This window comes from Pseudomonas capeferrum (assembly GCF_000731675.1).
GTDB classification, from domain to species: Bacteria; Pseudomonadota; Gammaproteobacteria; order Pseudomonadales; family Pseudomonadaceae; genus Aquipseudomonas; species Aquipseudomonas capeferrum.
Genome location: NZ_JMIT01000004.1, coordinates 409,618 through 428,784, shown reverse-complemented (window position 1 = coordinate 428,784; position 19,167 = coordinate 409,618). Strand labels below are relative to the sequence as shown.

19 protein-coding genes are annotated in these 19,167 nt (G+C 64.5%); 8 read left to right on the top strand and 11 right to left on the bottom strand.

What is annotated here, in order from left to right; all coding sequences use genetic code 11:
• Positions 1–14 precede the first annotated feature (14 nt).
• Together PC358_RS24110 and mmsB are read left to right on the top strand one after the other, a co-directional pair.
• Positions 15–1,541, top strand: coding sequence for a CoA-acylating methylmalonate-semialdehyde dehydrogenase (locus tag PC358_RS24110; RefSeq protein WP_033702978.1), 1,527 nt, complete (start codon positions 15–17; stop codon positions 1,539–1,541).
• Positions 1,542–1,551: 10 nt separating this feature from the next.
• Entirely contained in the window at positions 1,552–2,439 is an 888-nt protein-coding gene (gene mmsB / locus PC358_RS24105) for a 3-hydroxyisobutyrate dehydrogenase (protein ID WP_033702977.1), read from the top strand.
• 140 nt (positions 2,440–2,579) lie between these two features.
• Here the strand turns inward: mmsB and PC358_RS24100 are convergent, their stop codons facing one another.
• The 8 genes from PC358_RS24100 to PC358_RS24065 form a co-directional block, all read right to left on the bottom strand.
• Positions 2,580–2,924 carry a cupin domain-containing protein gene (locus PC358_RS24100; RefSeq protein ID WP_003251579.1) on the bottom strand — a complete coding sequence of 115 codons (345 nt, stop codon included), beginning with the start codon at positions 2,922–2,924 and terminating at the stop codon, positions 2,580–2,582.
• Positions 2,925–3,119: 195 nt separating this feature from the next.
• On the bottom strand, positions 3,120–4,052 hold the full coding sequence (locus PC358_RS24095) for a phosphatidate cytidylyltransferase (RefSeq protein WP_033702976.1): 933 nt from the start codon (positions 4,050–4,052) through the stop codon (positions 3,120–3,122).
• A gap of 1 nt (position 4,053) precedes the next feature.
• Positions 4,054–4,677 carry a lysophospholipid acyltransferase family protein gene (locus tag PC358_RS24090; protein ID WP_033702968.1) on the bottom strand — a complete coding sequence of 208 codons (624 nt, stop codon included), beginning with the start codon at positions 4,675–4,677 and terminating at the stop codon, positions 4,054–4,056.
• A gap of 10 nt (positions 4,678–4,687) precedes the next feature.
• Complete coding sequence (locus tag PC358_RS24085; protein WP_033702966.1) at positions 4,688–5,119, bottom strand: hypothetical protein; 432 nt, start codon at positions 5,117–5,119, stop codon at positions 4,688–4,690.
• On the bottom strand, positions 5,116–6,444 hold the full coding sequence (locus PC358_RS24080; protein WP_033702965.1) for a phosphatase PAP2/dual specificity phosphatase family protein: 1,329 nt from the start codon (positions 6,442–6,444) through the stop codon (positions 5,116–5,118). The genes PC358_RS24085 and PC358_RS24080 overlap by 4 nt, the downstream gene beginning before the upstream one ends.
• Positions 6,441–8,198, bottom strand: coding sequence for a bifunctional alpha/beta hydrolase/class I SAM-dependent methyltransferase (locus tag PC358_RS24075; protein WP_033702964.1), 1,758 nt, complete (start codon positions 8,196–8,198; stop codon positions 6,441–6,443). The genes PC358_RS24080 and PC358_RS24075 overlap by 4 nt, the downstream gene beginning before the upstream one ends.
• A 29-nt stretch (positions 8,199–8,227) precedes the next feature.
• On the bottom strand, positions 8,228–8,833 hold the full coding sequence (locus PC358_RS24070) for a CDP-alcohol phosphatidyltransferase family protein (RefSeq protein ID WP_033702963.1): 606 nt from the start codon (positions 8,831–8,833) through the stop codon (positions 8,228–8,230).
• A gap of 81 nt (positions 8,834–8,914) precedes the next feature.
• Positions 8,915–9,814 (bottom strand): LysR family transcriptional regulator, encoded by a 900-nt coding sequence (locus PC358_RS24065; protein ID WP_033702962.1) that lies wholly within the window; start codon positions 9,812–9,814, stop codon positions 8,915–8,917.
• A gap of 77 nt (positions 9,815–9,891) precedes the next feature.
• Between PC358_RS24065 and PC358_RS24060 the strand changes: the two genes are divergently transcribed.
• Positions 9,892–10,656, top strand: coding sequence for a sulfite exporter TauE/SafE family protein (locus PC358_RS24060; RefSeq protein ID WP_033702961.1), 765 nt, complete (start codon positions 9,892–9,894; stop codon positions 10,654–10,656).
• On the opposite strand, the gene PC358_RS24055 is transcribed toward PC358_RS24060, so the two are convergent.
• Positions 10,646–10,960: a putative quinol monooxygenase gene (locus tag PC358_RS24055; RefSeq protein ID WP_033702960.1), complete on the bottom strand. Its 315-nt coding sequence runs from the start codon at positions 10,958–10,960 to the stop codon at positions 10,646–10,648. The two genes, PC358_RS24060 and PC358_RS24055, sit on opposite strands and share 11 nt — an antisense overlap.
• A 195-nt stretch (positions 10,961–11,155) precedes the next feature.
• Here PC358_RS24055 and mdaB point away from each other — a divergent pair, with 195 nt between their 5' ends.
• The 3 genes from mdaB to ggt all read left to right on the top strand — a co-directional run bounded on the left by mdaB (position 11,156) and on the right by ggt (position 14,519).
• A complete protein-coding gene (mdaB, locus tag PC358_RS24050; protein WP_033702959.1) occupies positions 11,156–11,746 on the top strand; it encodes an NADPH:quinone oxidoreductase MdaB in 591 nt (196 codons plus the stop codon).
• 91 nt (positions 11,747–11,837) lie between these two features.
• Positions 11,838–12,734: a LysR family transcriptional regulator gene (locus PC358_RS24045; protein ID WP_033702958.1), complete on the top strand. Its 897-nt coding sequence runs from the start codon at positions 11,838–11,840 to the stop codon at positions 12,732–12,734.
• A gap of 117 nt (positions 12,735–12,851) precedes the next feature.
• On the top strand, positions 12,852–14,519 hold the full coding sequence (gene ggt, locus PC358_RS24040) for a gamma-glutamyltransferase (protein WP_033702957.1): 1,668 nt from the start codon (positions 12,852–12,854) through the stop codon (positions 14,517–14,519).
• Between the two features lie 118 nt (positions 14,520–14,637).
• Here ggt and PC358_RS24035 read toward each other — a convergent pair whose 3' ends face one another.
• The gene (locus tag PC358_RS24035; RefSeq protein ID WP_033702955.1) at positions 14,638–16,557 is read right to left on the bottom strand and encodes a methyl-accepting chemotaxis protein; all 1,920 of its coding nucleotides are present in this window, start codon (positions 16,555–16,557) and stop codon (positions 14,638–14,640) included.
• 183 nt (positions 16,558–16,740) lie between these two features.
• A complete protein-coding gene (gene ypfJ / locus PC358_RS24030; protein ID WP_033702954.1) occupies positions 16,741–17,628 on the bottom strand; it encodes a KPN_02809 family neutral zinc metallopeptidase in 888 nt (295 codons plus the stop codon).
• 200 nt (positions 17,629–17,828) lie between these two features.
• Here ypfJ and pcaH point away from each other — a divergent pair, with 200 nt between their 5' ends.
• Together pcaH and pcaG are read left to right on the top strand one after the other, a co-directional pair.
• Complete coding sequence (gene pcaH / locus PC358_RS24025; protein ID WP_033702953.1) at positions 17,829–18,548, top strand: protocatechuate 3,4-dioxygenase subunit beta; 720 nt, start codon at positions 17,829–17,831, stop codon at positions 18,546–18,548.
• A 10-nt stretch (positions 18,549–18,558) separates the two neighbouring features.
• Positions 18,559–19,164: a protocatechuate 3,4-dioxygenase subunit alpha gene (gene pcaG / locus PC358_RS24020; RefSeq protein ID WP_033702952.1), complete on the top strand. Its 606-nt coding sequence runs from the start codon at positions 18,559–18,561 to the stop codon at positions 19,162–19,164.
• Positions 19,165–19,167 lie beyond the last annotated feature (3 nt).

Here is a 19,167-nt window from a genome sequence, read left to right as displayed (position 1 = left end):
CAAGGAGAACCCAGATGAACGCACCTCAATCCCCCGACCAGACCAAGGTCGAGCAGGTCAAGCTGCTGATCGATGGCCAGTGGGTCGAATCCAAGACCGACGAGTGGCGCGATATCGTCAACCCGGCCACCCAGCAAGTGCTGGCGCGGGTGCCGTTCGCCACCGTCGAAGAAGTCGACGCTGCCGTGGCGGCTGCCCATCGCGCCTTCAAGACCTGGCGTGACACCCCGATCGGCGCGCGCATGCGCATCATGCTCAAGCTGCAGGCGCTGATCCGCGAACATTCCAAACGCATCGCCCAGACCCTCAGCGCCGAGCAGGGCAAGACCATTGCCGATGCCGAAGGCGATATCTTCCGCGGCCTGGAAGTGGTCGAGCATGCGGCGTCCATCGGCACCTTGCAGATGGGCGAATTCGCCGAGAACGTAGCCGGCGGCGTCGACACCTACACCCTGCGCCAGCCCATCGGCGTGTGCGCGGGCATCACCCCGTTCAACTTCCCGGCCATGATCCCGCTGTGGATGTTCCCCATGGCCATCGTCTGCGGCAACACCTTCGTGCTCAAGCCTTCCGAACAGGACCCGCTGTCGACCATGATGCTGGTCGAGCTGGCGCTCGAAGCCGGCGTGCCGGCCGGTGTGCTCAACGTGGTGCACGGTGGCAAGCAGGTGGTGGATGCGATTTGCACCCATCAGGACATCAAGGCGATCTCGTTCGTCGGTTCCACCGAAGTCGGCACCCACGTCTACAACCTGGGCAGCCAGCACGGCAAGCGCGTGCAGTCGATGATGGGCGCGAAGAACCACGCCGTGGTACTGCCTGACGCCAACCGCACCCAGACCGTCAACGCCCTGGTCGGCGCGGCCTTTGGTGCTGCCGGCCAGCGTTGCATGGCCACCTCGGTGGCGGTGCTGGTGGGCAAGGCCCGCGAGTGGCTGCCGGACATCAAGGAGGCCGCGAGCAAGCTCAAGGTCAATGCAGGGTCCGAGCCGGGTACCGACGTCGGGCCGGTGGTCTCCAAGCGTGCGAAGGAGCGGGTGCTGGGCTTGATCGAAAGCGGCATCAAGGAAGGCGCCAAGCTCGAACTCGATGGCCGCGACGTCAAAGTGCCAGGCTATGAGCAAGGTAACTTCGTCGGCCCAACCCTGTTCTCCGGGGTTAAAACCGACATGCAGGTCTACACCCAGGAAATCTTCGGCCCGGTGCTGGTAACCCTGGAGGTCGATACCCTCGATGAGGCCATCGCCCTGGTCAACAGCAACCCGTTCGGCAACGGCACTGGCCTGTTCACCCAGAGCGGCGCGGCGGCGCGCAAGTTCCAGAGCGAGATCGACATCGGCCAGGTCGGCATCAACATCCCGATCCCGGTGCCGGTGCCGTACTTCAGCTTCACCGGCTCGCGCGGCTCCAAGCTCGGCGACCTCGGCCCGTACGGCAAGCAAGTGGTGCAGTTCTACACTCAGACCAAGACCGTCACCGCCCGCTGGTTCGATGACGACAGCGTCAATGACGGTGTGAACACCACCATCAGCCTGCGCTAAGGAGTTCGCCATGCGTATCGCATTCATCGGCCTGGGCAACATGGGCGCGCCCATGGCCCGCAACCTGATCAAGGCCGGGCATCAGCTGAACCTGTTCGACCTGAACAAGACCGTGTTGGCCGAGCTCGCCGAACTGGGCGGGCAGGTCAGCCCTTCACCCAAGGAAGCAGCGGCCAACAGCGAACTGGTGATCACCATGCTGCCGGCCGCAGCCCATGTGCGCAGCGTCTACCTGAACGATGACGGCGTGCTGGCCGGCGTACGCCCCGGCACACCGACTGTGGACTGCAGCACCATCGACCCGCAGACCGCCCGTGAGGTGTCCAAGGCCGCAGCGGCCAAGGGCGTCGACATGGGCGATGCACCGGTCTCCGGTGGCACCGGCGGCGCGGCGGCCGGCACCCTGACCTTCATGGTTGGTGCCAGCGCCGAGCTGTTCGCCACGCTCAAACCGGTGCTGGAGCAGATGGGCCGCAACATCGTGCATTGCGGTGAGGTGGGTACCGGGCAAATTGCCAAGATCTGCAACAACCTGCTGCTGGGCATTTCGATGATCGGCGTGTCCGAGGCCATGGCCTTGGGTAATGCACTGGGCATCGACACCCAGGTGCTGGCCGGCATCATCAACAGCTCGACCGGCCGTTGCTGGAGCTCAGACACGTACAACCCATGGCCCGGCGTGATCGAGACCGCGCCTGCTTCACGCGGGTACACCGGCGGCTTTGGCGCCGAGTTGATGCTCAAGGACCTGGGGCTGGCTACCGAGGCTGCCCGTCAGGCGCACCAGCCGGTGATTCTCGGGGCCGTGGCCCAGCAGTTGTATCAGGCGATGAGCCTGCGCGGGGAGGGTGGCAAGGACTTCTCGGCCATCGTCGAGGGGTACCGCAAAAAGGATTGACGAGCGAGGTGGACTTCATCGCGGGCCAGGCGGCCTTCCCTCTGTAACTGCGCACCAGAGGGAAGGGCACCTGCTCCGCGATTTTTTTTGCCCAGGATTTACGGATGCTGAAGGTGCCCTGCGTAAGCAGGGCTTGGCTATCAGGCGAAAACGAAGTACTTGCGCACGGTCTCGACCACTTCCCAGGTGCCTTTCATCCCGGGTTCGATCACGAACACATCACCTGCCTTCAGGTGCTTCGGCTCTTCGCCTTCCGGGGTGATGATGCAGTAGCCATCGAGGAAGTGGCAGAACTCCCACTTGTCGTAGTTGACCTCGAACTTGCCCGGGGTGCAGATCCAGGTGCCCATGATCTTGCTGCCGTCGGCCGACAGGTAGGCATTGAGGTTGACGGTGTGCGGATCGCCGCCGATGCGCTTCCACTTGGTGGCGTCCACGACCGGCGTCGGGCAGGTCTCGCGCAGGACGGTGATGAAATCGGACATGGCACAACTCCTGGTGACTGGATGAATGACCCGTCACCATAGGGCTATCGGCCGGGCCGCAGTTGCCTGGGCTCGACGTCCAGGTGCCTGACCGCGCTATATCTGGTCTTCCGAGGGTATACGCGGCACCTGTAGGCGCTGGCTTGCCTGCGATGGGCCGCATAGCGGCCCCGGCGTGTCAGAGCCGCTCATTACTCAAGCCCACCAGTACCGCACGAAGTGAAAGAACACCGGCGCCGCAAAGCACACCGAGTCCATCCGGTCGAGCATGCCGCCGTGGCCTTCGATCATGTGCCCCCAGTCCTTCACCCCACGGTCACGCTTGATCGCCGACATCACCAACCCGCCAAAGAAGCCCATGGCGTTGACGGTCAGGGCCATCAGGGCCGCCTGCCAGAAGTTGAACGGGGTGATCCAGCACAGCAGGGCGCCGATCAAAGTGGCCAGTGCCACGCCACCGACCAGGCCTTCGAGGGTTTTCGAGGGGGACAGGTTGGGCGCCACCTTGCGTTTGCCGAACAGCTTGCCGCACACGTACTGCAACACGTCGCTGATTTGCACCACCAGGATTAGCCAGGCGATCAGCAGCAGGTTGCGGCCCTCGAAACCCGGGATATCAAGCGTCATCAGCGCGGGCACGGAGGAAACGCAGTACACCGCGATCATCAGCCCCCACTGCACCTTCGATGCGCGCTCCAGGAAGCGTGTGGTATCGCCACCGAAGCTGGCCAGGATCGGCAGCAGCAGGAACAGGTACACCGGAATGAAGATGCTGAACAGGCCGTACCAGTCCATGGCAATCAGCAGGTACTGCACCGGCAGCGCCACATAGAACGCGGCGACCAGCGCCGGGTAGTCGCTGCGCCGGGTCGGGGTCAGCGTCATGAACTCGCGCAGGGCGTAGAACGACACGCCATAGAACAGCACGATCACGCCGTACTTGCCAAATACGAAGGCGATGCCGATCACCAGCACCATCACCCACCAGGCGTTGATGCGGGCATTGAGGTTGTCGATCACCGCATGCGGCGCCGGGCCGGCACGCCACTTGAGCAGGCGGCCGATCACGCTGGCGAGTAGCAGCAGGGCGCCGATGCCGGCGAACAGGGAAAGTGTGTTGTCATCCATGTCAGGCATCCTTCGGCGCCAGGTTCAGCAGGGCCTGGCTGGCCCGCTGCAGAAAGGCCTGCTTGCTTTCATCAGCGTGCAGGTTCAGGGGTTCGCCGAAGCTCAATGTGCACAGCAGCGGCAATGGCAGGGCGCGGCCCTTTGGCATGACCCGGTTGAGGTTGGCGATCCACACAGGCACCAGCTCGACCTCGGGGTTGGCTGCGGCCAGGTGGAACAGCCCGCTTCTGAACGGCATGAGCGGTTCGTCGCCAAGGTTGCGGGTGCCCTCCGGGAAGAAGATCAACGAGTCGCCTTGGGCCACCGCTTCGAGTATTGGCTGCAGGGGGCTGCCTTGGCCTTCTGTGCGCTGTCGCTCGATCAATATGCCGTTGAAGACTTTGCGGATGAGAAAATCGCGGATGCCGGGCTTTGCCCAGTAGTCGGCTCCGGCCACTGGGCGGGTGCGCTTGCGCAGGGGTTCTGGCAGCGACGCCCACAGCAGCACGAAGTCGCCGTGGCTGCTGTGGTTGGCGAAGTACAGGCGTTGCACCGGCAACGGCGTGCAGCCGAGCCACAAGGCACGGGCACCGGTGATCAGCCGGGCGGCGGAGGTGATGACGAAGGCGGTCAGGGTCGCAAGCATGGGGCGGTAGTCATCCGGTAAAAGGCAGTGTCAGCAGGGTAGCCAAGGTCAGCGACAGTTGCAGGCCCAGGCACGCGGCCTGACGGCGCAGCAGGGCCAGCGCGGCGTGGCTGCGGGCGGGCCAGTCGCGGCTGTCGGTGGCATGCGGTTTGAGGTTGAGGTCGAACAGGGCGCGGTCCAGGGCCTGGGTGTCGGCTGGCAGGTCAGGGCTGCTGGCGAGGCGGGCGAACAGCTCGGCGTCCAGCGCGACGCGGATGGCCCAGTACTTGTGCAGCACACCCAGCACCAGCAACACGGCGCACAACAGGCTGGCCAGGGCAGGCAGTTGTGCGCCCAGCAAGGGGGCCAGGCCATAGCCCAGGGCCAACAGGGTGATGCCGTCCGACAGGTGCTCCAGCTGACGGCCACGGGCCAGCAGGCTGGCGATCAGGTGCAGGCTCATCGCTGCGCGCCTAGCTGTTGCAGCACCTGCCGATGGGCGGGGTGCAAGACCACGCCAGGGCGGGCCTGGCGAACCCGCTGCTCGGCTTGCTCTGCGTCGGGGCAGCGGCCAGTGAGCAGTAGCCACGCCGCCACGGCGCTGGCGCTGCGCGAGTAACCCAAGGCGCAGCAGACCAGCAAGGGGCCTTGAGGGCGCAGTTGCTCGATGGCGGCGGCGGCGTCGTGCAGCAGGGTGCTGTCGGGGGCGATCAGGTCCAGGGTGGCGAGCGCTCGATAGCCCTGCTGCGCGAAGGGGCCAGTGCCGGCCGAACGGCGCGGCAGCTCTGCGCAAAGGTCGACGATGGCAGCGAACTGCCCACCTTCGCCACGCCCAGGTAGCCGCCCCAGGAATACACCGTCACATACCGCGTCTGGCTGCGGACGGCGCCAGGTCCATAGCCGTGAGTTGATCCACGCCCCGATCAGGTAGGGCGCCATCAGCCAGGAGGCAGCAGCCGACAAGCGCCCCTGCGTGTCTTTCTGAAAACCGCCGGCACCGAACACGCTGTAGTTCAGCGCCACCAGCAGCAGCGCGACGCCAGGCCATGCCAACCACAGCCATGCGCCACCTGCCGTGAACACCGCCAGCGCGCACAGCAACGCCCCCAAACCGTAGTAGAGCGCAAGCCGCCAACATTTACGATCGCGCGCCAGCCGCGCCTGCTGCCACGGCAACAGCCCTTGGCGCGGCCATAGCCACAGGCAGGCAAACCCCGCCAACGCGCCGGTGGGCACGTCGATGAAATGATGCTGCCAGGTGGTCAGCACCGACACGCCGATCAGCGCCATCCAGCTGTGCATGGCCCAGCGCCAGGGCTGGCGGTGCACGTGCCGGGCGAACATCGCCCAGATGATCACCAGCAAGGCGATATGCAGCGATGGCGCCTGGTTGTAAGGCTTGTCGAAGCCCATCAGCACATCGAACAACCCGCCATACAGCCCACCTATCTCGGGCCGTTCGAAGGTGAAGCGCAGCGGCCAGAGCAAGAAGCAGCTCACGCTGATCACCTGTGCCGTGAGCAACGCCAGGGCATGCCGGTCCATCTCCCGGCGGGTGCGCGGCAGCAGGAACGACAAGCCATACAGCAGGTCGATCGACCAGTACGGGATGATCGTCCACGGCCACAGCGGCATGTGCTGTTCCCAGCCGAACACCAGGCTGCCGACATCACTGCGCCCGGCGGTGTGGGTGTTCACCAGCCCATAGCTGAGGAAGAAGAACGGCCCCAGCAGCAGGAGCCAGAGCACGCCACGGCGGATCAGCCCGGGCTCACGCGGTGGGTTCATTCACGCACCCGTTGCGCCAGGCTGACGCTGAAGATGCCCCATTCGTCGATGCGCTGGGCCAGCTTGCGAAAGCCCGCCGCCTCGACCAGTTGGTCCATCTCTGCCTGGCTGCGCCGGCGCATTACCCACGCTTCGCCGCCGCGGTGGCTGGTCAGGGCGCGGGCGATCATTTCCAGTTGCGGGTGCCAGGGCTGGCCGGTGTAGACCAGGTAACCGCCCTCTTCGACGGCATCGGCCAGGCCAGCGAGAGAGTTGCCTACCTGGGTGTTGCTGGGGAACAGTTCGTACAGGCCGGATACCACCGCCAGCGTAGGGCCTGGCTGCAGCGCCGCGAGGCTGGCGCGGTCGAAGGCATCGCCCTGGACGAAGCGGGCAACCTCGGCCAGGCCTTTTTCGGCGATCAATGCGCTGCCTTGTTGCACGTTCAGCTCGCTGTAGTCGCGCAGCAGGATCGAGTCTGGCAGTTGTTCGAGGTCCTGCAGGGCTTCGAGGATGTAGCGACCATGGCCGGCGGCGATGTCGACGATATGCACCGGCCGTTGCTGCGCGCGCAGGCGGGTGATGGCCTCGCGCAGCAGCGCTTCGACGTGCACTTTGCGCTGGCGTATGCCGCGCCAGCCAATGGCGTCGAGGTAGTTGCGGTCGATCATGCGGCCCAGCGTGCCTTTGCCTGTTGCCTGGTTGCGGTAGACGTAGTCGAGGGTGCTGCCGGAGTCGAAGCCGGTGTCGAACCCCAGCTTCACGCCTTCGGCCAGCCCTTGGCCCAGGCGCAGGCCGGCGCGGGTGGCACGCCAGTAGAGGTCGCGGGGCGAGTTGTGCGGCAAGGGCGCGGCCAGGCTCTCGGCCTCTGCGCAGCTGGCGCCGACCTTGTCGGCATCGAGCAGCGAAGGGGCCTGCACAGGGCTGTCGAAGCAATGCCCGACGAAACGCTCGATACGCCTGAGTGCATGGGCGCGGTCGCGCTCACCGAGGGTGTCGTGGAAGAAGCCTGGGAGGGTGTGCATTTCCTTGCGCGCGCTGCCCAGGCGCTCGAAGAAGCGCACCTGCGGTTTGCGCTCGACCACCAGGTCGGCACCCGAGACCAGCAGCTGGGTCGGCACCTGGATCGCCTGGGCGTCCGCCACTACGCGGTCGGCCGCGTCGTACAGGCCCAACAGCATGGTCACCGAAATCGGCCGGCTGATCAGCGGGTCGGCCACATACGACATGACCCGCTCGGGGTCGTGGGTGAGCAGGCGCGGCTTGACGTAGCTGTTGACGAAGAAGTTGCCGCGCACGGCCTTGAGCAGTTTCAGGCCAGGGCGTGCGAAGGGCATGTACAGCTTGACCTTGAACGCCGGCGAGGCCAGCACCAGGCAGCGCACCTTGGGCGCGTAGTCGTGCGCCCAGGTGGCGATCAGTACGGCACCGACGCTTTGCGCCAGCACCACCATGTCCTGCTCGGCGATGCCATGCACGCTCTGCAGATGCTCGATGAAGGTCTGCACGTCGCGCACGCTGGTGGCGAACCCCGGGCTGTCGCCGCGGGCACCCGGCGACTGGCCGTGGCCGCGGGCGTCCCAGGCGAAAAAGTCGTAGCCCGGCATGTCCAGTTCGTCGGCCAGGTGGGCCATGCGCCCACCGTGTTCGTGGCCACGGTGGAACATCACCACGGCACGGCGTGGCTGGTGTTCGTTGCGGGTAGCGGGCCAATGACGGTAGTGCAGCTCGACACCGTCATGGGTGGAGAAATGCAGCGATTGCGCTTGGCGCATGGCGAGAATCCTTGTCCGGGGCGATGGGCTCAGCGGGCTTCGGCCAACCCTCGGCGAACCCGGTTGTAGAGGGTATAGAGCGAGAGCGCGAAGATGACCAGCAAGAGGCCGTTCAGCCAGTTGGCGTCGAGCAGGCCGAAGGCTACGGCGGTGCCCAGCACGCCGAAGGCAAATGCCCGGTCGCTCTTGCCCATCGGCCCGTCGTAGCGCCTGGATGCGCCTGCCAGCGGGCCCATTACCCCGGCGTATTCGCTCACCGTGGCGCTCAGTACCACCAGCACCACCAGGCTCGGCCAGACGCCGGCCAACAGGGCGAAGGGCAGGTACAGCGCGGCGTCGGCGATCACGTCGCACAGTTCGTTGAGGTAGGCGCCGAGCCTGGATTGCTGGCCGAATTCGCGCGCAAGCATGCCGTCGACGGCATTGAGGGCCATGCGCAGCAGCATCCACACCGGGATCAGGATGAACAGCCAAGTGATGTGGCTGAGGCCTGCCAGCAGCAGGCCCAGCATGACCGACACCAGGCCGGCGGCGACGGTGACCTGATTGGCGGTGACGCCGCGCTCGTGGAGGCGCTTCACGCCGGGGCGGAGCAGGGCCTGGAAGCGGGGCTTGAGCTGGTAGATCGATGGCACTGGAAACTCCTTTTCTTGGTGCAGCCTGATTGTGGGCAAAGAGCCCGCCTGGCGGCAAGCGCGGTCGCCAAATTTGCGCGCCTACAAAACCGCGCTTGGCCGGCTGGTCAAGCGCCTGACCAAACCCGCGGCATACCCCGGCAATGCGGCGAAGTCCCGTGCACACACCAGCAGCCGGCGATTGGCCCAGCCCTCGTGCAGCGCCACCCAGTGCAGCGGCAACAGCCCTTGCCAGCGCTTCACCGAAGCCAGTGGCACCACCCCCACCCCCGCGCCGCCCGCGACCATGCGCAGCACCCCATCGAAGCCATCGGCCCGCACCCGTACGCGCATACGCCTGCCCGCACGCAGTGCCTGTTCCTCCAGGTACAACGCCAAGGCGCTGTCCGCCCCCAGCCCGACATGGCCATGGGCGAGGCTGTCGATGAAGCTCGGGGCAGGGTGCGCCGCCAAGGGGTGCTCAAGGGGTGTCACCAGCACCAGTGGGTCATCGCGAAACGGCAGGGTCTGCAGATGCTCACTGGGCGCTGCGCTCGAGATGATCCCCAGGTCCGCCATGCCCTGAGTGATCGATTGCACGATGTGCAAGCTCGGCAGCTCCTGGACATCGACACTGACGGCGGGGTGGTCGGCGAGGTAGCAGGCCAGCAACTCGGGCAAGTATTCGGTCAGCGCCGCCGTGTTGCACAGCAGCCGTACCTGGCCTTGCAGGCCCTGGGCATAGTGAGCCAGGTCGAACTGCAGGCGCTCGACCTGCTGCCCGATCAGCCGGGCATGTTGCAGCAACGCTTGGCCGGCTGGGGTCGGCTGTACGCCACGGCGATTACGCGCGAGCAGCGGTGTACCCAGGGAGGCTTCCATGGCGCGAATACGGGCGCTGGCAGCGGGCAGCGACAGGTGGCTGCGGCGCGCGCCGGCAGTGATGTTGCCGCACTCCAGGGTGTGCCGGAAAAGCGCGAGGTCAATCAGGTCGAAGTGCATGTGCCTCTGTCCTGGCGATAGTCTGGCTGAGTATATGGCAGATTTTCAGCCAGCCAGCCGCACGCCATCATGGCGGCATGAATACCTTGATCGCGTTCTATCAGACCCTCGGCCCGGCATTGACGCTGCTGGTGGTGATTACCTTCCTGCTGGCAGGCACCGTCAAAGGTGTCATCGGCCTCGGGCTGCCGACCATCGCCATGGGGCTGCTGGGGCTGGCTATGCCGCCCGCGCAGGCTGCCGCCTTGTTGATCGTACCTTCGACCCTCACCAACCTCTGGCAACTGGCGGCCGGGGGCCATCTGCTGGCACTGCTGCGGCGGCTGGGGCCAATGCTGGCGATGATCTTCGTCGGCACCCTGGCCGGCAGCGCCTGGCTGGGCATCAACAGCGGCCCCTGGGCGGTGCATGCGCTTGGCGCAGCGCTGGTGGCCTATGCCGTGTATGGGCTGATTGGCCCTGGGCTGAGCGTGGCGCACAGGCGGGAGTGGTGGCTAGGGCCGATCTGCGGGCTGGTGACGGGCGTGGTAACGGCCGCTACCGGGGTGTTCGTGATGCCGGCAGTGCCGTACCTGCAAAGCCTGGGTTTGAACCGTGACGAGATGATCCAGGCGCTGGGCCTGGCGTTCACGGTCTCGACCGTGGCATTGGCCCTGGGCCTGGCCGGGCAAGATGCTTTGGGCGGCCAGGCGCTGGGTGCGTCATTGCTGATGCTGGCGCCAGCGCTGGTGGGCATGCTGGCGGGCCAGTGGTTGCGCCAGCGCATCAGCGCGGCGCTGTTCAAACGCTGCTTCTTCATCGGCCTGGCCGTGCTCGGCGGCCATTTGCTGATCAACGGTTAGCAGAGGCGGCGCTGAGCATGTCGATCAACTGGACATCGAATTCGCGCTCCAGGTAGTCCATGCGCTTTTCGAAGAACGCGGCCATGTGCGGCAGGGCCGAGTGCACATCCAGTGCCGCCTTGTCTGCCCACACCTCGTAGAACACGAACAGGCTGGGGTCGGCCTTGTCGCGCAGCATGTGGTACTCGATACAGCCCGGCTCCTGGCGGCTTGGTTCGACATAGGCGCGGAATAGGGTTTCGAAGGCTTCGGCCATTTCCGGGCGGGTCTTGGCTTTGAGGATAAAAGCGTACTGCTCGCTCATGGATCGCTACTCGCTGGTGAATGATGAAACGATTCTAAGGCAATAATGGCTTGGTCATTCGTGATTTCAAGTCAATTGTATTTTGCCTCATGCCTGCTTTTTCCCAGGCCAGCGACTCCCTAATCTGCCGGTCATCCCATTTGACTCGATCAAGGCAATCAGGCCTCGGATCGACATCGACACATCGAGGCCAGCATGAAAAAGATCCTTTTGCTCAACGGCGGTAAACAGTTCGCTCACTCCGATGGCCGCCTCAACGCGACCCTGCACGAAGCGGCGCTCGCTCATCTGGACCGTGCCGGTTTCGACGTGCGCCAGACCTTCATCGATGGTGGCTACGACGTGCAGGAGGAGGTCGAGAAGTTCCTCTGGGCGGATGTGGTGATCTACCAGATGCCCGGTTGGTGGATGGGCGCACCGTGGACGGTGAAGAAGTACATCGATGATGTCTTCACCGAAGGGCACGGCAGCCTGTACGCCAGCGACGGCCGGACCCGCTCGGATGCTTCGCAGAAGTACGGCAGCGGTGGCCTGATCCAGGGCAAGCAGTACATGCTGTCGCTGACCTGGAATGCCCCGCAGCAAGCGTTCGACAACCCTGGCGATTTCTTCGAGGGCAAGGGTGTGGACGCCGTGTACTTCCCGTTCCACAAGGCCAACCAGTTCCTCGGCATGACCGGGTTGCCGACCTTCCTGGCGGTGGATGTAATGAAGCGCCCGGATGTACCAGCGGCGTTGGCCGCTTATGAAGCGCACCTGGGCAAGGTGTTTGGCAAGGCTGCGTAAGCGCCTGTGACAGGGGCTGCACAGCAGCCACCTTGCACAGACCCGACTGACCCGCTATCTATCACCGCACACTCCAGCCAAGGCCAAGCGCGTGAAAACCCGATCCGAAGAACTCCAGGTATTCGTCGCCGTGATCGACTGCGGTTCGATCTCCGCCGCTGCCGAGCAGATGGGCCAGACCCCGTCCGCCGTCAGCCGCACCCTGTCGCGCCTGGAGGCCAAACTCGGCACCACCTTGGTCAACCGCACCACCCGGCGCATGGACCTGACCGAAGAAGGCCGTTTCTTCCTGGCGCGCTCGCGGGTGATTCTGGAACAGATGGACGAGATGGAAGAGCGCCTGTCGATGAACCGCCAGACCGCCACCGGGCGCCTGCGCATCAACGCCGCTGCGCCGTTCATGCTGCATGCCATCCTGCCCTGGATCGGCGAATTCCGCCGCCAGTACCCCGGCATCGAGCTGGAACTCAACACCGACGACCTGATCATCGACCTGCTGGAGCAAAGCACCGATGTGGCGATCCGCATCGGTGAGCTGGCCGATTCCAGCCTGCACGCCCGCAATCTGGGCTGCAGCCCGGTGCAGGTGCTGGCCAGCCCTACCTACCTGGAACGCCATGGCACGCCGCAGCACGTCGAAGACCTGGCCAACCACTGCCTGCTGGGGTTCAGCCAGCCTGAGTCGCTCAACCACTGGCCGTTGCGCCATGCCCAGGGCGACCGCTGGGCGATCCGCCCCGCGCTGATCGCCTCCAGCGGCGAGACCCTGCGCCAGTTGGCCCTGGCCGGGGAGGGCATCGTCAGCCTGTCGCACTTCATGACCCACGAAGACATCCGCAGCGGCCGCCTGCAGGTGCTGCTGGGCGATGCCAACAACGGGTACCGTCAGCCGATCCATGCGGTGTATTACCGCAACACCCAGCTGGCGCTGCGCATCCAGTGCTTCCTCGACTTCATCCAGCGCAAGCTGGCGATGTACGCCTGCTGAGTTGCCTGAACGCGACAAATCCTGCCCAAAGGCGGCGAAACTTCCTACGTTGGATTGCGCAGTCGACGCGCTTCGGCCTTACTGACTGATCAACAAAAACAACACCAAGGAAGTGTCATGCGTATTGTCCTGTTCCAGTCCATGGCCCTCGGAGCCGCTATCCTGAGCTGTTCCTCGGCCTTTGCGGCCACCCTTGAGGGTGGCGCAGTGGCCGCGCCTGATCAATATGGTGCACAGGTGGCCGCCGATATTCTGAAAAAAGGCGGCAACGCCGTGGACGCCGCCGTGGCAACGGCGTTCACCCTGGCGGTGACCTACCCTGAAGCCGGTAACATCGGCGGCGGTGGCTTCATGACCCTGTTCGTCGACGGCAAACCCTACTTCCTCGACTACCGCGAAGTGGCGCCCAAGGCCGCCAGCCGCAATATGTACCTGGACGACAAGGGCGAAGTGATCGAGAACCTGAGCCTGGTTGGCGTGCGCGCCGCCGGCGTGCCCGGCACGGTGATGGGGTTGTGGGAGGCGCACCAGAAGTTCGGCAAGCTGCCCTGGAGCGAGTTGCTGACCCCGGCCATCGGTTATGCGAAAAACGGCTTCAAGATCGCCGAAAAGCAATACCAGTACCGCAACGATGCCCAAGGCCTGTTCAAGACCGCGACCAATTTCAACGACTATTTCGGCACCATGAAGGTGGGCGAGCTGTTCAAGCAGCCCGAGATGGCCCAGACCCTCGAACGCATTGCCGACAAGGGCGTGAGCGAGTTCTACCAGGGCAAGACCGCCGACCTGCTGGTGGCGCAGATGCAGGCGGACAAAGGCCTGATCACCAAGCAAGACCTCAAGGACTACAAGGCCGTCTGGCGTGAGCCGATGGCCCTGAGCTGGCGTGGCAACGTGGTCTACACCGCGCCGCCGCCAAGCTCTGGCGGTGTGGCCCTGGCCCAGCTGCTGGGTATCAAGGAAGACCGTGCGGCGGACTTCAAAGGCGTCGCGCACAATTCTGCGCAGTACATCCACTTGCTGGCCGAGATCGAGAAGCGCGTGTTCGCCGACCGCGCCGACTACCTGGGTGACCCGGCGTTCACCAAGGTGCCGGTGGATCAATTGATTGCCAAGGATTACCTGGCCAAGCGCGCCGCGCAGGTCAACCCCAAGGCCATTTCGGCAACCGACGACGTCAAGCCGGGCCTGGAGCCGCACCAGACTACGCACTTCTCGATCGTCGACAAGCAGGGCAATGCGGTCAGCAACACCTACACCCTCAACCTCGACTACGGCAGTGGTGTAGTGGTCAAGGGCGCCGGCTTCCTGCTCAATGACGAGATGGACGACTTCAGCGCCAAGCCGGGGGCGGCCAATGCCTTTGGCGTGGTCGGCGGTGATGCCAACGCCATCGAGCCGGGCAAGCGCATGCTGTCGTCCATGAGCCCGAGCCTGATGACCCGCGATGGCAAGGTCGAGCTGGTGATCGGCACGCCGGGCGGTTCGCGGATCTTCACGTCGATCTTCCAGGTGATGAACAACCTGTACGACTACGGCATGCCGCTTGAGAAAGCGGTGGCCGCACAGCGCGTGCACCATCAGTTGCTGCCCAAGGACACCCTTTATTTCGACAGCTATGCGCCGCTGACCGGGCCGGTAGCGGACGACCTTAAGAAAATGGGTTATGTGCTGGAGGACCAGGGCTGGGAGATGGGCGATATCCAGGCGATCCGGGTGAACGGAGACAAGCTTGAGACGGCTTCTGACCCGCGTGGGCGTGGGGTGGGGATGATCGTCAAGTAATTCTGTAGACTCAGTGCTGGCCTCTTCGCGGGACAAGCCCGCTCCCACAGGATTACCGCTGCCTTCCGAGAGCGTAAACCTGTGGGAGCGGGCTTGCCCCGCGAATGCTATCTAAAGGTCAAACGCGGAACTGGCTCACCAGCATCTGCAATTGCCCACCCAACCGCGCCAGCTCAACACTGGACGCCGCCGTCTCGTCACTGGCCGCCGCGGTCTGCTCAGACACATCCCGCACATTCAGAATGCTCCGGCTGATTTCTTCCGCCACCGCGCTCTGCTCTTCCGCCGCCGCCGCAATCTGCTGGTTCATCGACTGAATGTTCGACACCGTGCCGGTGATGCTTTCCAGCGAGGCACCGGCCTTGCGTGCCAGTTCGACGCTGCTGTCGGTCAGGGTCCGGCTACCCTGCATGGCCGTGGCCACTTGCTGGGTGCCGTGCTGCAAGCTGGCGATCAGCTCTTCGATCTCTTCGGTGGACTTCTGCGTACGCTGCGCCAGGCCGCGCACTTCGTCGGCGACCACGGCAAAGCCGCGGCCCGCCTCGCCGGCACGGGCGGCTTCGATCGCGGCGTTCAGCGCCAGCAGGTTGGTCTGTTCGGCCACCGACTTGATCACGTCCATGACGCTGCCGATCTTCTGGCTTTCCTGCTGCAGCAGGCTCATGGCTTCAGTGGAGCGGTGCACTTCTGCGGCCAGGCGTTCGATCTGGCTGATTGCCTCACCGACCACACGGTCGCCGGCGCGGGCTTCGTCGTCGGCACCGGTGGCGGCATGCGAGGCCTGCTCGGCGTTGCGGGCGACTTCCTGAACGGTTGCCGCCATTTCATGCATCGCGGTGGCCACCTGGTCGGTTTCGACCTTCTGGCTGTTGGCACCTGCGCTGGTCTGTTCGGTAACGGCCGACAGCTCTTCGGCGGCGCTGGCGATCTGGGTGACGCCGTCGCGGATGCCGCTGATCAGTTCGCGCAGGGTGGTGCCCATGCGGGCGATGCCCTGTTGCAGCACGCCCAGTTCATCACGGCGGGTGACACGCAGGTCGTGAGTCAGGTCGCCGCCCGCGATGCGTTCCACCGCTTGCAAGGTTTCCTGCAGCGGGCGGGTGATCTGCCGGGTGATGAGCACCGCTGCCAGTACGCCTACCAGCAACGCCAGCAGGGTCGCGATGGCCTGCAGGCTGCGGGCCTGTGCACTCTCGATGTCGCGGCGCTCCAGCTGGATCTTGTACAGCGCGTCGCTGGTCTTGACGATGTCGGCGCCCTGGACGGTCATTTCTGCGCGTGCGCTGGTGATATCGGCGAGGGCATCGCGGAACTGACGCACGGCGTCACGGTAGGCTAGCACCGACTGTTCGAACTGTTGCAGGCGGGCATCAGCAGTGGGCAGCTGGCGCTTGAGGTTGTCGACCTCGGCCAGCGCCGCTTCGAGCTGGCGCAGCGCAGCCTGCTCGTTGGCCGCGCTGTTATCGGCAATGTAGCCGCGCACGTCGATGCGCACCTGCAGCAGTTGCTGGCGGGCCTTGCTGATCAGCTGGTACTGGGCCAGGCGCACGCTGTCACTTTCGAGGCGTGCCATGACGTCCTGGCTGAGGGCATCCATGGCCTGGTCGGCCTTGGCTGCAGAAACATTCATGGCATCGCGGGCGGCGCGGGTGGCGTTGTAGCCTGCGCGCATGGTGCCCAGCGACACCTTGTACTGGCTGATGGTCTGCCCAAGGTCGTGCAGCAGTTTGACGTTCTCCGGGCTCTTGAACGAGCCGACCAGGCGTTGCTGCTGGTTGCTGAAGGTATCCAGCTTGGCCAGGGTGTTGGCAGCCGCCGCATCGTCGCCGTTGGCAATCATGTACTGCAGGCGGGCAATGCGCAGGTCAGTCAGGTCCTTGTTGAGCTGGCTGATATCGCTCATCCAGTTGCTGCGGTCGATCAGGCTGCCGAGGCTGGTCCAGCCGGTCAGGGCCAGCAGGCCGGTGAGGATCAGCACCAGGCCGAAGCCCAGGCCGAGTTTGAGGTTGACGCTGATGTTGGCAAACCAGCTGTTCATGCACGCACTCCAGAAGTTGTTTTCGCTCTCTTGATCGTCGATCGCAAGGCGTTGTTGTTCTGGGTGCCCGCTGATTCGTGCAGGGGTTATCGGCAATGAATCTGGAAGCTGAAACGCTTTTTCAGCAGATTTGTAACCGGTCGTCCGGTTGAAGCGGGGGCTGCCAGGCAGCCCCGCAGGGTGTCACAGGTTACGTGCACTGAAGGTATCGCAGCTGTTCACTTCGCCCTCGGCAAAGCCAGCCTTGAACCAGCGCACGCGCTGCGCCGAGGTGCCGTGGGTGAAAGAGTCGGGCACCACGCGCCCCTGGCCTTTCTGCTGCAGGCGGTCGTCACCAATGGCGTTGGCCGCATTCAGTGCTTCCTCGACGTCACCTGGCTCCAGCCAGTTCAGGCGCTTTTGTGCCTGATACGCCCACACCCCGGCCAGGCAATCGGCCTGCAGTTCCTGGCGTACCAGCAAGCCGTTGTCGCCCTCCATGCGCTGCCCATTGCGACGGGCCGCATCAACCTTGGCCGACACGCCGAGCAGGGTCTGCACGTGGTGGCCGATTTCGTGGGCGATGACATAGGCCTGGGCGAAGTCGCCCGCTGCGGCGAAGCGGTTTTCCATCTCGCGGAAGAACGACATGTCCAGGTACACCCGCTGGTCGGCCGGGCAGTAGAACGGGCCCACCGCCGCCGAAGCGAAGCCGCAGGCAGAGTTGACCTGGCCGTTGAATAGCACCAGCTTGGGGTCGCGGTACTGCTTGCCGGCCTGGGAGAACAGCGCCTTCCAGGTGTCCTCGGTGTCACCCAGCACCGAGGCGACGAATTCGGCCTGCTGGTCATTGGCCGGCGGCGCCTTGGTGCCCACGCTACTGGGGGCCTGCTGTTGCTGTTGCATTTGCCCGGTGAGCTGGCCAAGGATCTGCAGCGGGTCTTGCCCGGTGAGCCAGCCAATGCCCACGATCAGCAGGATCGCCCCCAGCCCCAGGCCCTTGCCGCCGCCAAAGCGCATGCCGCCACCACCGCCACCTTCGCCTCGGGCATCGACCACGTTGTCGCTGCGTCGGCCTTTTCGCCATTCCATGAATGCTCTCCGGAGCGTGAAACAAGAAGACAAAGATTAGTTCACCTCAGCGAAAGGTGTCAGCCAAAGGTGTTAAGCCATAACCATATGGTTATGTATTGAGGGGCTGATTTCAGTATTCATCCCACGCGAGTTATCCGAAACTGCAAGTCCGCCTGCCACGTACAGGCGTTTTGATAATACCAAGAGAGGAAAACGGCATGCCCGCCCAGGACACCAGCCGCTTCGTGATCCGTGATCGCAACTGGCACCCCAAAGCCCTGACCCCCGACTACAAGACGTCCATTGCCCGCTCCCCGCGCCAGGCACTGGTCAGCATCCCGCAGTCGATCAGCGAAACCACCGGCCCGGATTTCACCCACCTGGGTTTCGGTGCCCACGACCATGACCTGCTGCTGAACTTCAACAACGGTGGCCTGCCAGTCGGTGAGCGCATCATCGTTGCCGGCCGGGTTGTCGACCAGTACGGCAAACCGGTGCCCAACACCTTGGTAGAAATGTGGCAGGCCAATGCCGGCGGCCGCTACCGGCACAAGAACGACCGCTACCTGGCCCCGCTGGACCCGAACTTCGGTGGCGTTGGCCGTTGCCTGACCGACCGCGACGGCTACTACAGCTTCCGCACCATCAAGCCCGGCCCGTACCCATGGCGCAACGGCCCGAATGACTGGCGCCCTGCGCACATTCACTTCGGCATCAGCGGCCCGTCGATCGCCACCAAGCTGATCACCCAGCTGTACTTCGAGGGCGACCCGCTGATCCCGAAGTGCCCGATCGTCAAGTCGATCGCCAACCCCGAGGCCGTACAGCAGTTGATCGCCAAGCTCGACATGAGCAACGCCAACCCGATGGACTGCCTGGCGTACCGCTTCGACATCGTGCTGCGCGGCCAGCGCAAGACCCACTTCGAAAACTGCTGAGGACCCCGCCATGCCAATCGAACTGCTGCCGGAAACCCCTTCGCAGACTGCCGGCCCCTACGTGCACATCGGCCTGGCCCTGGAAGCGGCCGGCAACCCGACCCGCGACCAGGAAATCTGGAACCGCCTGGCCAAGCCAGAAGCACCGGGTGAACACATCCTGTTGATCGGCCAGGTCTATGACGGTAACGGGCACCTGGTGCGCGATTCGTTCCTGGAGCTGTGGCAGGCCGATGCCGCCGGCCAGTACCAGGATCAATACAACCTGGAAAACGCCTTCAACAGCTTTGGCCGCACCGCCACCACCTTTGATGCCGGTGAATGGACCGTGCAAACGGTGAAGCCGGGTGTGGTGAACAATGCTGCTGGCGTGCCGATGGCGCCGCACATCAACATCAGCCTGTTTGCCCGTGGCATCAACATCCACCTGCACACGCGCCTGTATTTCGACGATGAAGCCGAAGCCAACGCCAAGTGCCCGGTGCTCAACCTGATCGAGCAGCCGCAGCGCCGTGAGACGTTGGTTGCCAAGCGTTGCGAAGTGGATGGGAAGACGGCCTATCGTTTCGATATCCGTATTCAGGGGGAAGGGGAGACGGTGTTCTTCGACTTCTGAGTG